General features: G+C 58.2%; 20 protein-coding genes. 4 read left to right on the top strand and 16 right to left on the bottom strand.

Features of this window, described 5'->3' with window-relative positions; translation table 11 throughout:
• Window positions 1–276: 276 nt before the first annotated feature.
• The 8 genes from Q1A00_RS05655 to mraZ all read right to left on the bottom strand — a co-directional run bounded on the left by Q1A00_RS05655 (window position 277) and on the right by mraZ (window position 8,764).
• Complete coding sequence (locus Q1A00_RS05655) at window positions 277–1,089, bottom strand: rhomboid family intramembrane serine protease (RefSeq protein WP_298402810.1); 813 nt, start codon at window positions 1,087–1,089, stop codon at window positions 277–279.
• The gene (murD, locus tag Q1A00_RS05660; protein ID WP_298402808.1) at window positions 1,073–2,488 is read right to left on the bottom strand and encodes a UDP-N-acetylmuramoyl-L-alanine--D-glutamate ligase; all 1,416 of its coding nucleotides are present in this window, start codon (window positions 2,486–2,488) and stop codon (window positions 1,073–1,075) included. The genes Q1A00_RS05655 and murD overlap by 17 nt, the downstream gene beginning before the upstream one ends.
• On the bottom strand, window positions 2,488–3,591 hold the full coding sequence (mraY, locus tag Q1A00_RS05665; protein WP_298402806.1) for a phospho-N-acetylmuramoyl-pentapeptide-transferase: 1,104 nt from the start codon (window positions 3,589–3,591) through the stop codon (window positions 2,488–2,490). Before mraY ends, murD begins: the two co-directional genes overlap by 1 nt.
• Before the next feature lie 30 nt (window positions 3,592–3,621).
• Window positions 3,622–5,085 (bottom strand): UDP-N-acetylmuramoyl-tripeptide--D-alanyl-D-alanine ligase, encoded by a 1,464-nt coding sequence (gene murF / locus Q1A00_RS05670; protein ID WP_298402804.1) that lies wholly within the window; start codon window positions 5,083–5,085, stop codon window positions 3,622–3,624.
• Between the two features lie 135 nt (window positions 5,086–5,220).
• On the bottom strand, window positions 5,221–7,029 hold the full coding sequence (locus tag Q1A00_RS05675) for a penicillin-binding protein 2 (protein ID WP_298402802.1): 1,809 nt from the start codon (window positions 7,027–7,029) through the stop codon (window positions 5,221–5,223).
• A 6-nt stretch (window positions 7,030–7,035) separates the two neighbouring features.
• Entirely contained in the window at window positions 7,036–7,404 is a 369-nt protein-coding gene (locus tag Q1A00_RS05680; RefSeq protein ID WP_066782644.1) for a hypothetical protein, read from the bottom strand.
• A 23-nt stretch (window positions 7,405–7,427) separates the two neighbouring features.
• Window positions 7,428–8,333, bottom strand: coding sequence for a 16S rRNA (cytosine(1402)-N(4))-methyltransferase RsmH (gene rsmH / locus Q1A00_RS05685; protein ID WP_299755668.1), 906 nt, complete (start codon window positions 8,331–8,333; stop codon window positions 7,428–7,430).
• The gene (gene mraZ, locus Q1A00_RS05690) at window positions 8,333–8,764 is read right to left on the bottom strand and encodes a division/cell wall cluster transcriptional repressor MraZ (RefSeq protein ID WP_298402796.1); all 432 of its coding nucleotides are present in this window, start codon (window positions 8,762–8,764) and stop codon (window positions 8,333–8,335) included. Before mraZ ends, rsmH begins: the two co-directional genes overlap by 1 nt.
• 206 nt (window positions 8,765–8,970) lie before the next feature.
• Between mraZ and moaC the strand changes: the two genes are divergently transcribed.
• The 3 genes from moaC to Q1A00_RS05705 all read left to right on the top strand — a co-directional run bounded on the left by moaC (window position 8,971) and on the right by Q1A00_RS05705 (window position 10,619).
• Window positions 8,971–9,468 carry a cyclic pyranopterin monophosphate synthase MoaC gene (gene moaC, locus Q1A00_RS05695; RefSeq protein WP_298402794.1) on the top strand — a complete coding sequence of 166 codons (498 nt, stop codon included), beginning with the start codon at window positions 8,971–8,973 and terminating at the stop codon, window positions 9,466–9,468.
• A 60-nt stretch (window positions 9,469–9,528) separates the two neighbouring features.
• Window positions 9,529–9,840 carry a hypothetical protein gene (locus Q1A00_RS05700; RefSeq protein ID WP_299755673.1) on the top strand — a complete coding sequence of 104 codons (312 nt, stop codon included), beginning with the start codon at window positions 9,529–9,531 and terminating at the stop codon, window positions 9,838–9,840.
• 452 nt (window positions 9,841–10,292) lie between these two features.
• Entirely contained in the window at window positions 10,293–10,619 is a 327-nt protein-coding gene (locus tag Q1A00_RS05705; RefSeq protein WP_298402790.1) for a hypothetical protein, read from the top strand.
• Window positions 10,620–10,813: 194 nt separating this feature from the next.
• Here Q1A00_RS05705 and Q1A00_RS05710 read toward each other — a convergent pair whose 3' ends face one another.
• The 5 genes from Q1A00_RS05710 to Q1A00_RS05730 all read right to left on the bottom strand — a co-directional run bounded on the left by Q1A00_RS05710 (window position 10,814) and on the right by Q1A00_RS05730 (window position 15,668).
• Entirely contained in the window at window positions 10,814–11,074 is a 261-nt protein-coding gene (locus Q1A00_RS05710; protein WP_299755676.1) for a hypothetical protein, read from the bottom strand.
• A 122-nt stretch (window positions 11,075–11,196) separates the two neighbouring features.
• On the bottom strand, window positions 11,197–11,919 hold the full coding sequence (locus Q1A00_RS05715; protein WP_298402786.1) for an XdhC family protein: 723 nt from the start codon (window positions 11,917–11,919) through the stop codon (window positions 11,197–11,199).
• A 128-nt stretch (window positions 11,920–12,047) separates the two neighbouring features.
• Complete coding sequence (locus Q1A00_RS05720; protein WP_298402784.1) at window positions 12,048–12,359, bottom strand: XdhC family protein; 312 nt, start codon at window positions 12,357–12,359, stop codon at window positions 12,048–12,050.
• Between the two features lie 18 nt (window positions 12,360–12,377).
• The gene (locus Q1A00_RS05725; RefSeq protein WP_298490603.1) at window positions 12,378–14,534 is read right to left on the bottom strand and encodes a TRAP transporter permease; all 2,157 of its coding nucleotides are present in this window, start codon (window positions 14,532–14,534) and stop codon (window positions 12,378–12,380) included.
• Between the two features lie 93 nt (window positions 14,535–14,627).
• Entirely contained in the window at window positions 14,628–15,668 is a 1,041-nt protein-coding gene (locus Q1A00_RS05730) for a TAXI family TRAP transporter solute-binding subunit (protein WP_298482033.1), read from the bottom strand.
• 114 nt (window positions 15,669–15,782) lie between these two features.
• Here Q1A00_RS05730 and Q1A00_RS05735 point away from each other — a divergent pair, with 114 nt between their 5' ends.
• A complete protein-coding gene (locus Q1A00_RS05735) occupies window positions 15,783–16,664 on the top strand; it encodes an alpha/beta fold hydrolase (RefSeq protein ID WP_298402777.1) in 882 nt (293 codons plus the stop codon).
• 225 nt (window positions 16,665–16,889) lie between these two features.
• Here the strand turns inward: Q1A00_RS05735 and Q1A00_RS05740 are convergent, their stop codons facing one another.
• The 3 genes from Q1A00_RS05740 to Q1A00_RS05750 all read right to left on the bottom strand — a co-directional run bounded on the left by Q1A00_RS05740 (window position 16,890) and on the right by Q1A00_RS05750 (window position 21,143).
• Entirely contained in the window at window positions 16,890–17,612 is a 723-nt protein-coding gene (locus tag Q1A00_RS05740; RefSeq protein WP_299755682.1) for a tetratricopeptide repeat protein, read from the bottom strand.
• Window positions 17,612–18,817, bottom strand: a complete 1,206-nt coding sequence (locus Q1A00_RS05745; RefSeq protein WP_298406153.1) for a VWA domain-containing protein — start codon at window positions 18,815–18,817, stop codon at window positions 17,612–17,614. Before Q1A00_RS05745 ends, Q1A00_RS05740 begins: the two co-directional genes overlap by 1 nt.
• 283 nt (window positions 18,818–19,100) lie before the next feature.
• Window positions 19,101–21,143, bottom strand: a complete 2,043-nt coding sequence (locus Q1A00_RS05750) for a S8 family serine peptidase (RefSeq protein WP_299755684.1) — start codon at window positions 21,141–21,143, stop codon at window positions 19,101–19,103.
• Window positions 21,144–21,193 lie beyond the last annotated feature (50 nt).

Here is a 21,193-nt window from a genome sequence, read left to right on the forward strand (position 1 = left end):
TCCCCTTTTCCGCATTAGTGAAAGAGGGGCTGGGGGTGAGGGTGAACCGGCGCATCGCACAGCCATTACCCTCATCTTCGCTTATGGGTTCTCTCCACCCTTGAACTCGCACTTGGCGGGCCAACGGCCCGCGCCCCTCTCACTCGCCCGAAACACGGGTGGCGCGATCGCAGCAATGCTTGCGCTAGCGCGAGCACACCTATCGGAAACGCCCGGTAGTTTGCTTGCCACACTCCCTATCGGCATGTTCATCGACAACCGGTGGCAAACCCGCCGTTACGCCGGGGTGACTAAACGCACTAGCGCCATCATCACCAGAGTAATCGCCATTGCCCACAGCCAGCCCTGCGCCGGAAAGCGCCGGATCAGCAACGGCGGAAAGAAGCGCAGGTCAATCGTAAGCCGGGGCGACAGCGCCATCCCGATCAGCACGCCACTGACCAACCCTCCCAAATGCCCCCAATTATCGATGACCCCTTGCGCGGCAAACCCGATCAGCAGGTTGATAAAGGCAATCGCTGCAATGCCGCGCACCTGATTGCGGCCGAATTCACCCAACGCTTGCCGGTTGAGGTAGTAAAAGATGCCTAAACCGCCGATCAAGCCGAAGATTGCACCACTCGCGCCAACTGCCGGCGCCGGTGAGAGCGCATACGACGCGATGCTGCCGCCTAGCCCGCTAAGCATGTAGAGCGTCAGAAACCGCCCGTGCCCATAGAAGCGTTCAGTTTCCGGCCCCAACACCGAGAGCGCGTAACCGTTGAAGAGGATATGGATCAGATTGGCATGTAGAAAGACGGCTGTCAGCAACCGCCACACTTCGCCGTTAGCGATCCGCTCATTCACCTTCGCCCCTAGCGCCACCAACACCGGAAACGCTGGTTGGAAGACAGAGCCGCTGAGGGCACTGGCTAACACATACACCATCCCAATCGCCCAGAGCAGGCTATACGTCACGACCGGGCGCGGCGGCAGCAGGGGTGCGGGCCGCGGTGGCTCATCGGGCACATCAGACCGGCGGCCAAATTCCCGTTCGGCCCGGCGCAAAAACTCTTCGATCTCGTCGGGTTCATTAGGCGGGCGTGCCATGAGCTTGCTCCCCGGCGCGAACGGCAGCCAACTCGCGCACAATGAGGCGAAACGCTTCGCCGCGATGAAATTCATTCCGAAACATGCCGAAACTCGCGCAGCCGGGTGAGAGCAATACAACACCGCCGGGTTGAGCGAGCATGCGAGCCTGCGCCACAGCGACTCGCAAATCATCGAAGGGGCCGATCACCGGCAACGACGGCGCTTGCGCTTGTAACAATGCTCGCAGGGTCGGCGTAGCGCTGCCGGCCAAGAGCACGACCGCTGCGGCGCCTTTCGCAATGGAGTCTGCTAATGCCGCTAAATCCAGATTCTTGTCGGCCCCGCCAGCCAACAATACAATTGGCCCCGGCACCGTCGCCAGCGCCACTGCGGTGGCTGCCGGATTCGTTGCAGTGGTGTCATTAATATAGCGTACACCATCGATCGTCGCTACCAGTTCGAGCCGGTGTTCAACGCTGCTCACAGTATGCAGCGCCGCTGCAATGGCGGTAGGGTCAATCCTAAACCGGTAGGCCAGCGTCGCCGCCGCTAACGCATTGGCCGCGTTGTGTTCCCCCGGCAACCGTAGATCTGACCGGTGAAACAGGATCACATCGCGATAGCGAAATGCGCCATCAGCCGTTACCGTCGCATCAGCGGTCGGATCGGTCAGGCTGTAGCTGATCACCCCTTGCCTCCCGCCGCCCCACTCCTGCGCCTGTTCCGGCGGCAAGACCGCGACGCCGTCCGGCCCTTGATGGGCCATAATCTGCCGTTTGGCATTGGCATAGGCTGCGAGTGAACCGTGCCAATTAAGATGATCGTTCCCCAGATTGGTCAGAAGGGCGTATGCCGGACTCAGCCGCGCTTCACCCAATCGTTCGAGCTGAAAACTGCTCAATTCCAGCACCACCGGCGTCTGCGAACCGATCTGATCGAGCGCCTCGAGCGCCGAGACGCGCAGATTGCCTGCCACTACCGTATCGGGATAGCGTTGCCGGATCATTGCTGCCAACAACAAGGTGGTGGTCGTTTTGCCTTTAGTGCCGGTTACACCGAGGATCGGGCCGGGGCAAGCACGGAAAAAGAGGGTCATCTCGGTTTCGATCGGCACGCCGCACGAGCGGGCCAGCGCCAGCCACGGCGAGTCGGGACGCACCGCCGGATTAACCACCAGCATCTCGGCGGCACGAATATCTTCGGCGCGATGTTCACCTAACGTATAGCGCACTTGCTTGCCGAGTTCGGCGGCAAAAGCGTTAAGGCGGGCAATCGGTTCGGCCAGCGCCTCTGGCGAAGCAAGGTCGGTCACTGTCACGTCGGCCCCGTGGCGCAATAGCCAGCGGGCCACACCTAACCCGCCGCCATGCACGCCCAAGCCCATGACCAACACTCGTTTTCCGGCCACCGCAACCATCACCGGCCCCCATCACGCTCTTGCATAATAGCAGGCGCCTGATTCACCCGCGTCTCGACCCGTGGCGGCCCAAAGATCAGCGCCAGCGAAATCCCCACCATTGCCGCCACCGTCCCGATCAACACGAAGCGTTGCGTCACCTGTGGCTGGCTCCAGCCGAGCAATTCAAAATGGTGGTGGAGCGGGGCCATCTTAAACACCCGCCGGCCCTCACCGTAACGCCATTTCGTCCATTTAAAATAACCGGTCTGGATCATCGTTGAAAGCGCCTCAATCACGAACACAATTCCGATTACCGGCAAGAGCAGCCATTGCTGCGACTGCAAGGCCACCACGGCGAGGGTTGCTCCCAACGCCAACGCCCCCAGATCACCCATAAACACCTGCGCCGGATAGGCGTTGTACCACAGGAAAGCGGCGCACGCACCGACAACGGTAAAACAGAACGCCATCAGGTTGGTGAGGCGCGGCTCGGCGAGAAAGGTGATTACGCCATACGCGCCAAAGGCGAGGGTCAAATTCCAGCCAGCCAGACTGTCGAGGCCATCGGTAATGTTCACGGCATTCGAGATGAACACGATGATCAGCACCGCAAGCGGGATAAACCATAGGCCGATATTGACCTCGCCGACAAAGGGAATCTGCACCAAACCTTCGTGCTCTAACCCGTATGGCTGCGGTAGGTAGAGCGCAAGACTAGCGACGAAGGCCACCGCCATCATGATCCAAAACTTAAACCGGGCCGTGAAGCCATGCGTCTTGGAACGCGAGCCGGTCAGCGACAACCAATCATCGATCCCACCTAAGACGGCGAAACTCACCATCACGCCGAGCGGCAACAGCATTGACCAGCGATCAACCAGATTGAAGAGCGCGGTCAACACAACTACGGTGCTGACGATCATGATCCCACCCATCGTCGGCGTGCCCACCTTGACCAGATGGCTCTGCGGGCCATCGGGCCGGATGCGCTTGCCCAGTTTATGTTTGCGGGCGAATCGCACCCACCATGCGCCAACGATCAGGGTTAGCGCAAATGCAGCAGCGGCGAGCAACAGGGCGCGCGCCATATCTTGAACCAACACTGCACGCAGGACGCTCACGCAACTTCTCCTGTTATCATGGGGTAACGCTCAGGCTTGGAGCGCGGCAACGATTGTTTCCATCTGCACACCGCGCGATCCTTTAATGAGTAGACAATCACCAGAGCGGATCATCTGATTGAGCAGTTCGATTGCCGATTCGTTATCAGGGCAGATTGCCACCCGATCGAGCGGCATGCCAGCCGCTAATGCCGCTTCAACCATTGTCTGCGCTTGCCGGCCAACCGCCACCAACCAATCAGCCGTCTGAGCAGCGGCAGCACCCACTTGCCGGTGCCCTTCTTCGGTTGCCGCCCCTAATTCGAGCATCTCACCTAACACGGCGATCCGGCGGCCCGGCGTCTCGGCCAACACGTTCAGCGCGGCGATCGTTGATAACGGTGCAGCATTGTAGGTGTCGTCAATAATCGTCACCCCGGTCTGGCTCTGCACCACCCGCAGGCGCAACTGCTCACCGGGTTCGCGCAAACCGGCTTCAATCGCTGCCCAATCCAAACCTAACACCACACCAGTCGCGATTGCCGCCAGCGCCGTATAGGCGTGGTGCTTCCCGATCAAGGGGGTACGTAAGCGATACTGCTCGCCTTGATAGACGACCGTTAGCGCTATCCCGTAGAGACCATAGCTAATCACTTCGGTCACGCGCACATCGGCGTGCGGCGCATAGCCATACGTTAGCACCCGCGCCGACGTGCGCGCCGCCATTGCTGCCACCCGCGGATCATCGGCGTTGAGGATGCACCAGCCATCAGCCGGCAACGACTCAGGCAATTCCGCTTTCGCATTGACAATTGCCTCGATACTGCCGAGCCGTTCGAGGTGCGACGGACCGACATTGGTCACAATTCCAATGTGGGGACGAGCGAGCGCCGCCAAGAAGCGGATCTCACCCGCCGCCCACATCCCCATCTCGAGCACTGCCACTTGATGGTCGGCAGTTAGCCCGAGCAAGGTAGCCGGCAATGTCACATCACTATTAAAGCTACGTTGGCTTTTTAAGGTTCGCAATCGCTGGCTTACTACAGCCGCGACGACCTCTTTGGTCGAGGTCTTGCCCACGCTGCCAGTGATACCAATCACCGTTGGCGTGAACATCTGCCGATGGTAGACGGCCACGCGCTGCAACGCTTGCAGCGGGTCGTCTACGGCGATGAGGAGGCATGCATCAGGCGGAACGTTCGCCAACAACGCGCTTTGGGTTGGCTCGATCAACCGCCATGGCCGGGCTGCCGCTGCCAGATCGGGAGCCAACGCCGCGAGCGTCACCGGCGACACCAACGCTGCCGCCGCGCCGCGCGCCACCACATCGGGTAAAAAACGATGCCCATCGGTGCGTTCGCCGGCCAACGCTACAAAGAGCGATCCCGGCGTCACCTCGCGCGAATCGGTCACCACCGGACCGATCAGCCGTCCGGCCCACAGCGGCGGCACTGCCACCTCCTGTCGCGTCGCGCGCGGTTGCACCCCATACAATAAATTGTCGAGCCTGATCAAATCGCCCTCCCAACGTCGCCTTGCACGCCAAACGCCTCGCGGAGGCCATTATAGCATCTCCGTTCCAACCAGCTTGGTTGAGCGCCGACCGCGGCAGATGATAATCAACTGAGAGAGCGAATACCATACCAACACCTACGGTTGTCCCGGACTGACGAGCGACCGATCCGGCGGTACGTGTGCGTACCGCAGCAACTGATCAACAATGTTGTAGTAAACCGGAATCGCCGTTAACACGCCAAGCGTATCTTTCTTAGGCCGATCGATCTTGACCAAGACCACAAAACGTGGCTCATCAACCGGCGCAATCCCCAACACTGAACCGATGGTATAGATTGGGTCATAGCCGCCACCGGGCAACGGGATCGACGCGGTACCTGTCTTGGCCCCGACCCGATAGCCGGGGATCAACCACTGATCACGCCAATTACCGGTGCGCGGCCCCCAAACCACCGGAGCGTAGTGGTTCGCCGCCTCGACTAGCATCTCGCGCACAGCGCGAGCCACCTCCGGCTCAATTGGCTTGCCCGCCACCTGCGGTTGCATCGGTACACACTCATCGTTGCGGCAGATCCGCTGCACGACGTAAGGCTGCATCATCACCCCATCGTTGGCGATAGCCGCCGCCGCCTGCACCAATTGTAACGGTGTCACCGAAATCGCTTGGCCGTAGGCGTTGATCAAAAAGGTCAGCGGATTGTAGCCAGCGCCGCCGTAGAAATTGACAATCCCGCTCTCTTCGCCAGCCAAATCAACCCCGGTCGGTTGACCGAAGCCGAAGCGGGTCAGCGTGCGGTAAAACGCTTCCGGGCCAGTCAGTTCGTTAAACTGCAACGCTGCCACATTACTCGAATAGTAAAGCATGCCGGCCAGCGTCAATGGCCCGCGCGGTGCACCGTCGAAATTACGCAGCGTGCGACCATAGCGCACTACCCACCCCGGATCATCCACGGTGGTACTCGTCGTCACCGCACCCGAACTGAGTGCAGCACTGGCGGTAAACATCTTGAAGGTGCTACCCGGTTCATAGACCACGCCAATCGCCGGATTGCGCCCGTACACCTCCGGCGGATACTCTTGCCAGCGGTTGGGGTCGAAGAACGGCCAGCTCGCCATCGCGAGGATCGCGCCGGTACGCGGATCGAGCACGATGATCGTGCCGCCGTCGGCATTTTGCTCATCAATTGCCTGCTTCAACTCGCGCTCGGCTACCTGCTGGATGAACGGATCAATCGTCAATTGGAGGTTGGCGCCATCTTGCGGCGGCAGCGTGCGTGAGAGGCTGGTGGCAATCGGGTTGCGGGCCGGATCGAATTCGCCCTCCACCCGTCCTTCCGTGCCACGCAGCATCTGATCGTAATACGCTTCGATCCCGCTAATACCCTCGCCATTCAGATTCAACGCCCCTACCACCTGCGCCGCCGTAATCCCTTGCGGATAGAAGCGCATCGGCTCGTAGACCAGCCGGAGGCCGGGTAGTTTGAGTTCGGCCACTTTCGCCGCCACCTCTGGTTCGAGCCAGCGTGCCAAGCGCACCCACTGCCGGTCAGAGCGAAGCGCCGACAGAATCGGCTCGGCGGGAGCGCCGGTCAGACCGGCGACCAGCAAGGCAATCTCAGCTTTACGGTCTGCCGGCACCTGCGGCGGAATCGCAAAGAGGCTTTGCCGTTCGACATCCATCGCCAGTACCGTGCCATTCGCATCGGTAATTTGGCCCCGGCGCGGGGCCAGTAGCACCGGCGTTTCAATCTCTAGCCGCGCTTTGCTGACCAACTCTTGGCTGCGCACCACTTGTAAATCAACTAACCGCACGGTTACGATCAGCATGATCACCACGCAACCAATCAATAACACCTGCAGCCGCCAGCGGGCTAGACGCCCGACCGGCGGCGTGACAGCCGTTGCGGAAGCGGTCGAATGTGTACGGCGAGTGGTGGCAGCCATCGTTCGTTACTCATCTAAATTCGGCAGATTCGGAATCCGCACATAACGCAACTGATCAGGCGTTGGTTGGCGGAACCCCAATTCGGCGGCCCGTTTGAGGCGCGCCTCGACCGATTGCACGCGCGCCAATTGCTCTTGCAACTGCGAATACTCGCGAGTCAGTTGCACCTGCTGCTGGCGCAGCTCCACCAGCTCGTAGTTCATCCGCGCCACCAATCCGCTCTGCAAGAGGGTTAACACACTCAACAGGCAGCAGATTAGCGCCAGCAACAGCATATAGCGCGCGCCATCGAGCTTGAGATACCGCGAGAGATCAATCCGGCGCAGCCGTACTCGCCCCAACAGAGCTGGAATCTGTTCGCTTCTGACTGCCATCGCGTTTCCTCCTCTAGCCGCACTCACGCAATCCGAACGGCAACTCGCAATTTGGCGCTCCGCGCCCGCGGATTGGCAGCGACTTCTGCATCGCTGGCTACCACCGGCTTCTTGGTGATGATGGCTAAGCGTGGTGCTTCACCAGCGGCCTCAGCGCGCAGAAATTGCTTGACGATCCGATCTTCGAGCGAATGAAAACTGATCACCGCCAACTTGCCGCCAAGGGTGAGCAGCGCAACCGCCTGCGGCAACGCCGCCGCCAACTGGTCAAGCTCGTGATTGACCGCAATCCGCAACGCTTGAAACGTGCGCGTGGCCGGATGGATCCGCCCGTGACGGCCACCCACGGCACGGGCCACAACCGCCGCTAAATCGGCAGTAGACCGAAATGGCTGCGAGCGCCGGCGTTCGACAATCGCGCGCGCAACCCGGCGCGCCGCGTGCTCTTCGCCATACTGAAAGATGATGTCGGCTAGCTCGCGCTCGCTCAAACGATTCACAAGATCAGCCGCTGTCGGGCCTTGCGTCGGGTCAAGCCGCATATCAAGCGGGCCATCGGCGGCAAACGAGAAACCGCGTTCCGGCGTATCAAGTTGGTACGACGACACCCCCAGATCGAATAGAATGCCATCAACGGCGGCAAAACCGGCCTCTGTGGCCAATGCAGCCAAATCGGCGAACGATCCATGGCGCAAGACGGCCTGCTGGCTGAGACCGGCCTCAGCCAGTCGCTCAGCAGTGGCGGCCAATGCCGCCGGATCGGCATCTATCCCCAACAACATCCCGCCGGGTTGGGCGGCTTGCAACACGGCCAGCGCATGCCCGCCACCGCCAACGGTCGCATCGAGATAGCAACCGCCGGGACGCGGGGCCAGCGCCGCAATGACTTCAGCTAACAACACCGGCGTATGTTGGAACGTCACCACCATTAAATCCCTAACTTTCGCATCTGTTCGTCAAAGCGCGGGCCTTGACTAGCGAGCCGCTCTTCGACCTCGCGCCAGCGATCAGGCGCCCACACCTCGATAAAGGTGTCAAGACCCACCAACACCGCCTGATCGGCCAAGCCGCCACCTTCACGCAAGCTCTGGGGCAGCAAAATCCGCCCCTGCCGATCCATTTCTTGCTCGGAGGCGTTGGCAAACAGCAACCGGCGCAACATGCGCGCATCTTCATCGGTCAACGACAGCGCGCTCACGCGGCGGGTCAAATCACTCCAGAACGGCAAGGGGAAAATCAGCAGACAACGATCAAACCCGCGGGTCACGACCATCCCACCGGCCAGCTCAGCACGAAAGCGGGCCGGAATTGCCAGCCGGCCCTTCTCGTCGATGGAATGTTCGTGTGTCCCCAGAAACACGCTCGTTGCTCCTGCGTAGATAGGGAAGTCGCCCACTTTTCCCCACTTTTCCCCACCTGCCGCCACATTATAGCCGACCTAGCACCCAGTTTCAAGCGGCTAAAGCATCTACAAACATAACAATTTGGTTTAAATATGAGTGTAGCCAAAGATCGAGTAGAATATTTGAGCGTATAGGAAGCGAAACCATAGTCAGTGAGGAACGCATGAGCGAATCAGGGAACGAACTGAGCCACCTCGATGCAGCCGGGCATGCGCGGATGGTTGATGTCGGTAACAAGGCGATCACCGCGCGCGAAGCGATTGCGCGCGGAAGGGTCATTATGCAGCCGGCGACGCTCAGTCTGATTATGAGCGGGGGAATGCCTAAGGGTGACGTGCTGGCGGTGGCACGGGTGGCGGGGATCATGGCGGCCAAACGCACCTCTGAACTGATCCCGCTCTGCCATCTGCTCAACCTCAGCCATGCCAGCGTCACATTTACCCCTGACCCAGCCGGCAATGCGATTGAGATTGAAGCAACCGTGCGTTGCACTGGCCAGACCGGGGTCGAGATGGAGGCGCTCACGGCGGTGAGCATCGCTGCATTGACGATCTATGACATGTGCAAGGCAGTTGATAAGGTGATGCAGATCGATGGGATTCGCCTCATCGCCAAGCGAGGCGGGCGCAGCGGCGACTGGCAGCGTCCTGATCCGGCTTGACACCGAACAAATGTTCTGATATACTCAGCTCAGTAGTCATTCCACCACCGGGAGAACGCGATGCTGAGCTGGAAAACGTTACAAAAGGCGGCCTATCGACCGGTGCCGCGACGGATGCGCTGCCCACCGCGCAGCAAACCCATCGAGCGAGTCACGCTGCGGTTTGGCTTCCTGCCAGCCGCATTCTGCTACGATGATCGCGTGTATCGGGTGAGCAGCATTGTCTGGATTCGTGATGTATGCCGTCACGACGGCGATTTACGCTACTATCGGGTACGTTGCACCGACAGCAGCGAGCAGACATTGATCCACGATCTGGTGACGGGCAAGTGGTATCAGCAACACGAGCGAGGGCACTTATCACGTTGGTAATCAGGCGCTAGCGCACATCTTACCGTCCCACTTTAGCGCACCCTTGCGGGGAAGGCAGACCTAAGCAGGCGCTTGACCGGCGACTCACTCGGTTGAGAACGAAGGTTTAGCTCTTACGGCCCCAATTTCCCATTAGCAGAAAAATCAGACTATGTCGCGCGCAACAAGGGGTGGTGCAGAACAAAGCTTCTTCAAGACCGTCATACCGCAGACCACGCCGCGCTTGGAAGCTAGGGAGGGGTGCGTACAACGTCCTTCGCAGATCGATCAAGTGGTGTATGAGCATATGATGCGCTTGATCTCTTGTCATTATGAGGGCGTAATCCCGGCCACTACGCTCCTAAGATCCGCCCCAGCAGCCATCTCTTATGACAACCTGAGTGACGCTGGGATTCGGTAGACTCACGCAGTTACGCGGTCGTTCCCGCAATTTGAGAGAAAGAGAACTGGTTATGGCTCGAAAATCATCAGCGCCGGTCAGCGCACCCGTCACGACGCTGGCACCCGTAGCTGCCGATCCCGCTCTTACATCGGTCAGTGATACTCTCATACGCCGGCAGCCACCCTTCTTGATGTGGTACGACGACAATCCTAAAACACCGGTAGCGCAGAAGATCGCTGCGGCGATTGCCGCCTACAAGATGCGCTTCCCCGGCGTCGAACCGACCCTCGTCTTAGTCAATGAAGCGGAAGTCACTCCAGTTGAGGGCATTGCCGTGCGCGGGATGGTGACGGTCAGCCGGCATACGTATTGGGTTGGGCAGGCGATGGCGAGGTAAGCGGCAATGGGGACACCTGAATGCTGTCTGATGGCGTGCATGTTGCGCAATTGATGAAGCGAGCGCCTTCTCCGCCAGACCACCGTTTGGTATGCAGCAGTTTGACTACCGCACGCCATGCGCTTGTGCAGAATTGGTCGATATTCGGATGGCTTGGCGCGCTGACCCAATAACTGGTTCCTCATGCCATTTTGTCACCCCTGCGCATCGAGATACGCCAAGCCTTCTTGGGCATAGGGATTATCAGGGTCAAGCGCTAATACATTCTCAAGCGCAACCCGCTGATCGGCGGGATCATCAACCGCACCGCTCAGCCAAAGCCACGCTTCTGGGATCTGTTCGTTCAATTCAACCAGTTCTATCAGCAACTCGCGCGCGCGTTCCCTATCCCCGCGCACTAGCGCCTGCGCGCCTTCATAGAGCAATTCGGCTTGACGGCGATCAAGCGGCGGCATGGTCAAGTCTCCTCGCTAGCACCGAGAGCATCTTCAACGATAATAACAGCGGGCTAATCACTTGCCCTATCTGAACTAATCCGTCCCATCCGTGGATATCCGTGCCCCGTGTGCGTTGCCGATTATGCCGTCCTACCCCGCCGGCCAACTTGCACCACCTGCGCCAAAATGCTCAGCGCGATCTCTTCCGGCGTCTTCGCGCCGATCGGCAACCCAATCGGGCCGTGGATGCGGGCCAATTCCTCGGCGGTAAACCCCTCGGCGGCAAGCCGCTCGAGGCGACGGGCATGGGTTTTGGGGCTGCCCAATGCGCCGATGTAGCGCGCTGGTGAGCGCAACGCCACCCGCAAGGCCGGATCGTCAAGCTTGGGATCGTGGGTCAACACTGCCACACTGCTGCGCGCATCGAGCCGTCCGGCCAGCGCCTCGTCAGGCCATGCGATGACGAGTTCATCAACATGGGCAAACCGCTCACCGGTGGCAAACGCTTCACGGGCATCAATGACGACGGTGCGGAAGCCGACGACTTTGGCCAGCGCTGCTAGGGCGATACTGATATGCACGCCACCGACCATAAACAGGGTTGGCGGCGGTACAAAACTCTCGACAAAGACAGTTGTGCCAGAGGCCAGCGTCATCGCTTGCGTTTCACCTTGCACCAGCAACGGCAACGCCGCCTGTACCGCTTGCGAGGTCAACTCCGCATCACCGAGATCGCCAACGGTCTGACCGTCTGGCATCAAGGCCATCTTTGCCCCCACCGGGCCATCCGTTAGTACGGTGATAGTGGCCAGCGGTCGGCCACTGCGTACCGCTTCTCGCACCAGTTCGTAGAATGTGCTCATACTTTTCCCTTGGTCAACACCAAGCCACCAAGACGCAAAGATGCTGAACACAGTGTTGCCAAGACGCACAGCACTCAATAGGCGCCTATCACCTACACGCCTTGCGTCTTGGCGTTGATTCAGCCACGCTACCGCAATGGCTCAACAAGCACATCGACCGACCCGCCACAAGCAAGCCCCACTTCCCACGCTGTCTCGTCGGCAACACCAAAATGGAGCAGCCGCGTTTGACCGGTAGCAATCGCTTCTTGGCACGCTTCAAACACTGCGCCCTCGATACAACCGCCGCTGACCGAGCCAATCATGGCGCCGCCCGACGACACCGCCATCTTGGCGCCCACCTGCCGTGGTGACGACCCCATTGTGCGCACAACTGTCGCCACTGCCACTCGCTCACCGCGAGCGAGCCAGCGATCAATAGCCTCAATTATGTCATGCATCACAAACGATCCTCCACCCTAATCAGCCATGCTCGACTGTATCTTCGCCTGTCGCTGCCGACGCACATCGTACCACTGCCACAACCACACACTACCGACAATTGCCACACCAAGGATATCAGTCAACAGGTTTGGCCAGAAGCAGAAAAATGTACCAACCGCAGCAATGATCCACTCCCACCATGTTGTCTTACGAACAAGATAGAACATGGTGACGGCTGAAAAAGCAATCGTACCCAGCGTAGCTGAGAACCATGACATCGCCACCTTACCCCATTCGATATCGACCAGCGGCTGACCACTTGAGCCAATCATGAGGATTTCAGGCGTAAAGGCAAACAAGATGGGCATCACGTAGAGCAGTTTCGCAAACTTGAACGACGTCCAGCCGGTCTTCCACGGATCGGCGCCAGCAATCGCAGCACCGGCATACGCCGCGACACACACCGGCGGGGTGATATTGCTGTCTTGGCTAAACCAGTAGACGATCATATGTGCCGCCAACAACGCGACACCGAGGCTGGTCAGCGCCGGCACCGCAATCACGGCAGTGATCAAATACGCTGCCGTCACCGGAACCCCCATGCCAAGCAAGAGGGAGGCCAGACCGATCAAGATGACCGCAGCCAAAACATCACCACCACTGAGGCTAACGATGATATTGGCAAACCGTTGACCAACACCGGTGGCGTAAATCGTACCGACGATCATACCAATGACGCCAACCGTCGCACCGATCACTAACGAATCGCGCACACCCTTCTGAATAGCTTCGTTGATCGTCTTCATTACACGCACCGTGCTGCGCGCAAATGCGTGTAGTACCGTCCCACCCTGTGCTGCCGGATTCTTCAAGTCAGCCACGTTTTCCGGTAGCATATACATCAGTGGAATACATGATAAGATCGACCAGAAGGCAGCATAACCGGGTGAGTAACCAGAGGCCAACATAAAGATCACTACCAGCAAGGGCAGTGATAAATACCACTCGTTACGAAGAATCTGCCAAGCCGTTTGTTCAGTATGAATACCGCTGAGACCAAACTTCTTGGCCTCAAAATGCACCATGGTCAACACCGACAGGAAGTAAAGAATGGCCGGTACGATAGAAATGGCCACAATGACCGAATACGGTGTATTGGTCAATTCCGACATCAAGAAGGCACCGGCGCCCATCACCGGCGGCATAAAGGCGCCGCCAATAGAAGCCGACGGTTCGATAGCACCGGCCACATGTGGTCGAAAACCGGCCCGCTTCATCAACGGAATTGTGAAAGTGCCAGTGCTTACCGTATTGGCAATCGCACTCCCTGAAATCGAGCCAAACAAGGCCGACGAGATCACTGCCACCTTCGCCGGCCCACCGGTGCTGCGACCGGCCAACGCCAAGGGAAGATCGATAAAGAAGCGACTAGCACCAGCCTTGTTCAGAAATGCGCCGAAGAAGATAAAGATAATGACGTAGCTGACCAATACGTTGGCCATCACCCCAAACACACCCTCTTGATCGAGGAAAAGCACCGTCGCTACACGCTGCCACGGTTGACCGCGATGGGCAAACGTATCAAGAATAGGAATATCGTAAAGTACAAAACCAAACCGCAAGTAGAGAATGAAAAAGAGGCCAATGAGCGTCATCGACCATCCAAGCACCCGACGAGCAATTTCGAGCGAGACGATCAAACCGATCACACTCACGGTAAAATCGGTTTGGGTATAGGCGCCAGCTCGTCGTTGCAGTGCCGGATAGTTGACAATGAAGTAGCCAACCACCACAACGACCACCCCAATCAGGATCAGGTCAACAATGGTCGGCCCACCGCGCGGCATAACGATAGTGCGCAATCGCCCCGGCAAACGGTCGGCAACACGCCCCAGTGCAGGCTGTAGCACGCTTTTCTTTCCCACAGCAGGGTAGAGCAGTAACACGAGAATATACGTCAGCATCACATAAATGCCGCGTTGCCACTGCACCGGCGCTGGCAAGGTACCGGCAGTATAGATATAAAAACCGGCCATCCCGACCGCAACAAGCGCAACAACCACTCCCCAGAAGCGACCAAGTGTACGGGTTGGTTTTTCTTCCTGTTCAAGGTATTTACGAACCTTTTCCTGATCAATCTCATCGCTGGTCGGCGCAGATTCGATCGCACCAGACTGCTTTTGCTCAGCCATAACCACCTCTTACGCAGGAGTGCCGGAGGGAGTTATCACTCCCTCCGGTTCCGCTTCAGCGACACCGTTGTCACTATGATCGTCATTCTTACACTACTTCAGTTCGTCGGGAATCTGCACACCCTGCTCTGTCCAGAACTTGACTGCGCCGGGATGCAATTTGTTCGCGATACCGGTAATGCCAACGTCCAAACCCATCTCTTTGGCCGATGGATGGGCTTCGCGCAACCGGTCGAGACCGCCCTCAAGGTACACCGCCTTCAGCGCCTGATAGACGATCGATTCCGGCACACTCGCATTCGCTACCCACAATGCTGTATCTTGGAAGCTCAGCACATCATTGGGGACGCCATCATACGCACCGCCGGTCAGGGCACGCTTCGAATAGAAGGGATACTGATCGAAGAAACCGGCAGCCGCTGCAGGGGTATAGATGTCGATCAATTTAATCTTGGTTGCCGCTGCCGCCTCACGTACCGAGGCATTAGGGAAACCAGCCAACACCCAGAAACCATCGAGTTGACCATCAGCCATCGCCGCCGCAGCTTGCGAGTAGCCAAGGTACTCGATCTTAATCTTATCGAATAGCCCTAACGCTTTAAAGTAGCGCTCGGCGCTCAACGCAGCCCCGGAACCGGCATTACCCAATGCAATCCGCTTCCCGACCAGATCTTCCACCGAATTAATCCCACTCTTTTCCGACACCACGAGATGCGCAACACCGCCGTAAAGTGGCGCTACTGGCATAACCTTATCGTACACAGTGGTGTCGTCGGGCAATTGACCCAGCGCCCCTAGGGCAACATCACCAGAATAGACAATCCCAAACTGGCGATCACCCGCGTTGACCGAGCGCAAATTCTCAGCCGAGCCGCCGGTACCCTCGGCAGTGATATCCACGCCGGGGACTTTCTCTTTAATGATTAGTGAGAGCACATCTGCGTAGACCTGAAATACGCCACCTACCGGCCCGCCACCAAAGGCGTAACGGAGAGTCTGTGCAGGGGCAGGTGCGGGCGCCGCTTCGCCAGCAGCCGGCGCAGCGGTCGGCGCAGTAGTTGGTGTCGTCGTACCGCAGGCGCTTACGAGCAACGCTACCAGCACAAGCACGATTACACGCATGCGAGAAACCACGTCGTTTCCTCCTTTGCCTAAGATCAACGGTTACGCTGAATTCAGATAGACTAGATTATACTCGATATGAAAACGAAATGGGAAAGGATTTCACAACTAATACGAGGTGGCAACATGACGATTATTAACGGATATACACCGTTTCGGCAACAGGTTCATGGGGTGACGATTGCCGGCGCGATCGGCGGCAGCGGGCCGCCGCTGTTGTTACTGCACGGTTACCCGCAAACTCATGCGATGTGGTATGCGATTGCGCCGGCGTTGGCAGATTCGTTTACAGTGGTAGCCGCTGACCTCCGTGGCTATGGCGATAGCGACAAGCCGGCTGACGATGCCGAGCACGCAACGTATAGCAAACGGACAATGGCCGCCGATATGGTGGGGTTGATGGAACTGTTGGGCTTTGCCCGCTTTGCCGTCGCCGGGCACGATCGCGGGGCACGGGTAACGCATCGTATGTGCCTTGACCATCCTGATCGGGTAACACGCGCCGCCATGCTCGATATTGTGCCGACTCATCATATGTACCTCACCGCTGACCGCGCCTTTGCCACAGCTTACTACCACTGGTTTTTTCTCATCCAACCGGCCCCGCTGCCCGAACGGCTGATCGGGGCTGATCCTGAGTTCTGGGTGCGCAGCAAGCTGGCGCATTGGGGACGCACGCCAACCGCTTTTACCGATCAGGCTGTAGCCGAATATGTGCGCTGTTTTCGCGATCCTGCCGCAATTGCCGCCAGTTGCGCCGATTACCGGGCAGCGGCCAGCATCGATCTCGCGCACGATGATGAAGATTTCCGGGCTGGACGCAAAGTGACGTGCCCACTGCTGGTGTTGTGGGGTAGCGACGGTTTTGTCGGCAAGCGTTACGATGTGCTGCAAGTCTGGCGGGAGTATGCCGTTGATGTGCAGGGCCATAGCGTTCCCGGCGGCCATTTCTTGCCTGAAGAGGCGCCGGCAGCGACGCTTGCGGCGTTGCGACAGTTCTTTAACTGAAGCGCGCGCTGCGGGGTGCTGCTGCATTTCGCCATCGCAAAGCCGTAGCGTGTCTGAACGCGAAGGCGCAGAGAGTTTAGGGGAAACGCCACAACCAGATACAAGTGTTTACCAGACGATTTTTGGGGTCTTTTGTGTCTCGTCGTGGCTATTTCCTGTCCTCACCCGCCATCAGGTGGGCGGGGGCCATCCCCAATATCTTCTACGCCTTGTTACGGCTATCCCTCACGCCAACAGATCGAGGATGCGATTAACAATCGCTGTATCAACCTCATCAAGACCATAAGTCAGACGCTGGCGGCGGCGCTCCCCCTGCCAGATTTGGCGCACAGCTTTGCGGATACGCCAACCCTTACGTTCGAGGTCATCTAACGCCTGCTCAACATCGGCGCGCTCGCTCTCATCACCGCGGGCAACGGCGGCTATCGCTTGCAACAACGGCTCAAACTGTTGTACGGCGTGGGCGGTATCTTCTTCACTATCGGCTAGGCTGATGAGACCAATTGCGACTAGCCGGTCGATCACCTGTTGCTGTTCAGAGAGTGGCAAGCCATTGATCGCAAACTGCAACGCCGCGCCGTCGCCTTGCTCGATCGCCTGCCGTACCGCTGGCGGCAAACTAGCGAGAAATTCGGGGGTCAGATCAGCGGCAATATCTTCGGCAGCGGCCCGATGACGCTCGGCGAAATCAGTCAGACCAAGATCGGCGAAAATCTCGGCGGCGCGAGCAAGATAGGGCCGAGCCAAATCGGGCCGACCCATGCGGCGCAACGCCCAACCGTAGTTGCCGGTCTGCGCCGCCGCACTATAGTATTCACCCGCTGCCCAATACAACCTGACTGCCTGATTGAGCAGGTCGGTCGCCTGCGGCAGATCGGTGGCAATTAACGCCTTGCCGTGCGCAATCAAAGCATCGGCTTCCGCCTTTAACTGATCAGGATTTGTCATCACATCCCTCGCACCGTCGTCATGCGCTGGCGGCGCGGTGGGCGCTGCGCACTGAGCGAGGCCAGTTTCGCGCCGAGTTGCTCTAAACTCACTAAATTATGCACGGGTAAAAAATCATCAACAAACGGCAGCGCTGCTTGCATCCCGACGGTCAGCGGCTCGTAGCCGGGCGTACCGAGCAGCGGGTTTAGCCAAATAAGCCGATGGCACGATCGTTGCAGCCGATCCATTTCGCGGGCCAGCAGTTCAGGCTCGCCACGATCCCAGCCATCGCTAATCAAGAGCACCACTGGGCTGCGACCGAGCACGCGCCGACCCCAGCGAAAATTGAACTCCTTGATCGCCTCGCCGATGCGGGTGCCACCACTCCAATCAACCACATGCTTGCTGACCGCATCAATCGCGTCGTCAATGTCTTTGTGGCGCAACTGGCGGGTGATGCGGGTCAGACGAGTGCCGAACACAAAGGTCTCGACATCGCCCAAGCCAGCCGAAATCGCATGGGCAAACTGGAGCAGAATGCGTGAATATCGCTCCATGCTGCCGGAAATATCGCAAATCAGCACCAGCGGGCGCGGCTCGGTGCGAATATCGCGCCACGCCAATTCAACCGGCTCACCGCCGAATCGCCAACTTTGGCGCAAGGTGCGGCGCATATCGAGCAGGCGACCGGCACGGGCCGGACGGCGCCGGCGGGTGCGGCGCGGCGGGATACGCCATTCCATACGCCGGATCAGCTCTTTGCAGGCTTGCACTTCTTCCCACGTACACTGGGCGAAATCTTTCGTGCGCAATGCCTCGTCACGGCTAAAGGTGAGCTGAATATCGAACTCTTCCCGCTCTTGCCCTTCAGACGACTCGGCATCGTCGGCAGTGGGTTGGCGACGCGGCAAGCGCAACTGGCGGCGCGGAATCTTGACCTCTGGCAAGAGCATCCGCATCATTTCGCGTTCAAGATCGACGCCAAGCGCCTTCTTCCAAAAGAATTCAAAGGCCATCTCGAACAACGGCAGATCTTCGCGGCGCAAGACCAGTATGCAGCGCATCGTGGCCCGCAAATCCTCGCGGCGCAGCAAGCCAACGTGCTCGATGGCTTCGATCAGCTCGACGATCTGGCCGGGACTGACCGGAATACCCATTTCGCGCAGTAGATAGCCGAAACTGACGATGTGAGACAAAATATTCCCGCTGGTTTGAGCGTTCATAGTGGATAGATGACGGAGAATGCGCACGAATCAGACGATCCTGTAACGTATTGTAACACAGCACCACGCTGGCGTAGCATCTATGCATGGATCGAGACAGATGGGCACGGATCGGACAAGTCAACATCCGTGGCAAGCCGTGGCCTATTCCCGAGCGTGAGGGATCGAAATAGCCCACGGATGCACACGGATCGAGACGGATCACCACGGATCGGACGAGTCAACATCCGTGGTCATCTGCAGCCCATTTATCAGAAGCGGACTCGCAAACTGACCCTTCTGATTACCGACTGATCAATGGAACAAAAACACTCACACTCGTCACCGCCGTCTCGGCAAACGGGCATACGAGCGAAAAGGTTTGTGGACCTTGCGGCACACTACTGCCTGTCACTCGCACTGTCCACTCGCCAGCCATTGCATCGGCAACCACAACTTGCTCGACCGTATCAACAGTATTCAGTCCGGTCGTAGCGGCATTGGCCGGATTATTCTTATCCAGAACCCACGGCGAATACGTGGTATTATCCGGCGCAATCAAGGCAAGATCAAGGTTATTCACCAGCGTCTGGCTAGCCGGGAGCGTCGCCGGCACATCATCCCATGCTAACGTACACTTCAGCAAACCACCGGCATGATTCATCGAATACGTTTTTATTTCGGTATTCGTAATCGGCGCCGTCACGATATAGGCTGATGTATTGCTACTAACAGTCGTCGTTATCACATTGATCGCCGTCAATGCATCAACGTGACCGTAACCGAAGCGGTAATCAGGGCCGGGATTGCCTAAATCTTCAGCAGTGTGGATCAACACTGCACGCAACGTTGAGGGAATCGGATCGGTATTGTAGGTCAAGTTATACGCTTCGAGCATTAAGCCAAGAATACCGGACACTGCTGGCGCTGCCATCGAGGTGCCACACCATTCGCTGCCCCCATACGTTTGCCCCGGCAACGTTGACCAGATTGCCGCTTCGCCACCGGCTTCACAACCCGGCCCAACCACAACCGGATTCACGCGGCCATCTTCAGTTGGTCCAAATGAGCTGAAATTCGTCATCGTTTTATCATCAGAATTGGTTGCACCAACAGCGATCACATTCTTACCCATCGCTCCACCGCTTGAAGTACGCCAGCCATCAGGGCAATACGTTTGCTCGTTCCCATTGGCAAACACAACGTGAACGGTCTTTGTTATCGTCTCGGAAAAACTGCCACGCACGAGCGCATCAAACTCAGCCGCCGTCGTGTCATAGACACCTAACACCGTGGTGTCACAGCTCCCCGGATCAGGCCCCCAGGAATTCTGCGAAATATCGACATTGTAGTTCTGGATCGCCAGAATGACCTCTTGGGCGGCATTATCAACATCATACGAGAGCACCGTTGCTTGATCGGCATGCCCGCGCAGATCACGACCTGCCGGCCCTCCGGCACCGCTACCGGCGGCAGTACCAGCCACGTGAGTCGCGTGGTCATTGATACCAGCCGCACCTCCACAGCCATTATCGGTTGATGCCGGATCGCCAATGGTCAATCGTCCGGCAAAACCGGGATGATTGTTCTCAACCCAGCCACAATCCCACACACCGATCACAATACTGCCGGGCGCCGAAGCCGGATTACCGTGATACCCAGCCGCATGCGCCAGTGTGGTCTTGGTCGCTTGGCGACCACCATCATTCTTTTGGCCAAATGGCCCCGGCCACATATCAAGCCAGAACACGCTATCTCTCTGCGCCAGTGTGGTCAGCGCCGCTGCATCGGGCAACCACGCGAGCAAATACGAGCGCTCTAACACCATCTTTTCGACAAGGCCACCGACGTGCGTGACAGCCTCGCCCACGGCTACAAGATCACTATCGGGATACGTCATCACCAACACCGGTAACGGCTGTTGATCACGATGATGCAGCAAGCGTGGCGACACCTTATCGCTCGGCTGGATTGCCACAATCGCTTGCACCTCAGCAGGGAACGTTGACTGGCGAAGCCATACTGAAGGGATCGAAGCGTACCACGTAGACTCCGGCACATATGCGAGCAACGTCACCCCGTCACGCGCAAGTTGAGAATGCACCTCATCACTCGGATGGTGCGCAAATTGGATCAACACATGAACACGATCATCTGTCGTAGTCTCAGCTTGTGTGCGAAGTATTGCGCGTTGGTCAGCAGGAAAACCCGGTCGCGGCACGAACTCGCGCGAGCGTAGCCGTATCAGATAGCTTGACGGAGCGGTGAACGAGAGTGTTGGAAGCACTGACAACACAATCCCGATCAGCAACAACCCTACCACCATCGAACTGGTCCTTCTTCGCATGAGATACCTCTTTCATCGTAATCATTAACGTATCGATACCTACCATGCTG

This window comes from uncultured Chloroflexus sp., assembly GCF_938091255.1.
GTDB lineage: Bacteria > Chloroflexota > Chloroflexia > Chloroflexales > Chloroflexaceae > Chloroflexus.

What these genes read in the sequence shown, in the direction of transcription:
- Q1A00_RS05655 (WP_298402810.1), bottom strand. Translation starts at nt 1,089, where the DNA reads ATGGCACGCCCGCCTAATGAACCCGACGAGATCGAAGAGTTTTTGCGC.
- murD (WP_298402808.1), bottom strand. Translation starts at nt 2,488, where the DNA reads ATGGTTGCGGTGGCCGGAAAACGAGTGTTGGTCATGGGCTTGGGCGTG.
- Q1A00_RS05675 (WP_298402802.1), bottom strand. Translation starts at nt 7,029, where the DNA reads ATGGCTGCCACCACTCGCCGTACACATTCGACCGCTTCCGCAACGGCT.
- Q1A00_RS05680 (WP_066782644.1), bottom strand. Translation starts at nt 7,404, where the DNA reads ATGGCAGTCAGAAGCGAACAGATTCCAGCTCTGTTGGGGCGAGTACGG.
- rsmH (WP_299755668.1), bottom strand. Translation starts at nt 8,333, where the DNA reads ATGGTGGTGACGTTCCAACATACGCCGGTGTTGTTAGCTGAAGTCATT.
- moaC (WP_298402794.1), top strand. Translation starts at nt 8,971, where the DNA reads ATGAGCGAATCAGGGAACGAACTGAGCCACCTCGATGCAGCCGGGCAT.
- Q1A00_RS05700 (WP_299755673.1), top strand. Translation starts at nt 9,529, where the DNA reads ATGCTGAGCTGGAAAACGTTACAAAAGGCGGCCTATCGACCGGTGCCG.
- Q1A00_RS05705 (WP_298402790.1), top strand. Translation starts at nt 10,293, where the DNA reads ATGGCTCGAAAATCATCAGCGCCGGTCAGCGCACCCGTCACGACGCTG.
- Q1A00_RS05710 (WP_299755676.1), bottom strand. Translation starts at nt 11,074, where the DNA reads ATGCCGCCGCTTGATCGCCGTCAAGCCGAATTGCTCTATGAAGGCGCG.
- Q1A00_RS05715 (WP_298402786.1), bottom strand. Translation starts at nt 11,919, where the DNA reads ATGAGCACATTCTACGAACTGGTGCGAGAAGCGGTACGCAGTGGCCGA.
- Q1A00_RS05720 (WP_298402784.1), bottom strand. Translation starts at nt 12,359, where the DNA reads ATGCATGACATAATTGAGGCTATTGATCGCTGGCTCGCTCGCGGTGAG.
- Q1A00_RS05725 (WP_298490603.1), bottom strand. Translation starts at nt 14,534, where the DNA reads ATGGCTGAGCAAAAGCAGTCTGGTGCGATCGAATCTGCGCCGACCAGC.
- Q1A00_RS05735 (WP_298402777.1), top strand. Translation starts at nt 15,783, where the DNA reads ATGACGATTATTAACGGATATACACCGTTTCGGCAACAGGTTCATGGG.
- Q1A00_RS05740 (WP_299755682.1), bottom strand. Translation starts at nt 17,612, where the DNA reads ATGACAAATCCTGATCAGTTAAAGGCGGAAGCCGATGCTTTGATTGCG.
- Q1A00_RS05745 (WP_298406153.1), bottom strand. Translation starts at nt 18,817, where the DNA reads ATGAACGCTCAAACCAGCGGGAATATTTTGTCTCACATCGTCAGTTTC.
- Q1A00_RS05750 (WP_299755684.1), bottom strand. Translation starts at nt 21,143, where the DNA reads ATGCGAAGAAGGACCAGTTCGATGGTGGTAGGGTTGTTGCTGATCGGG.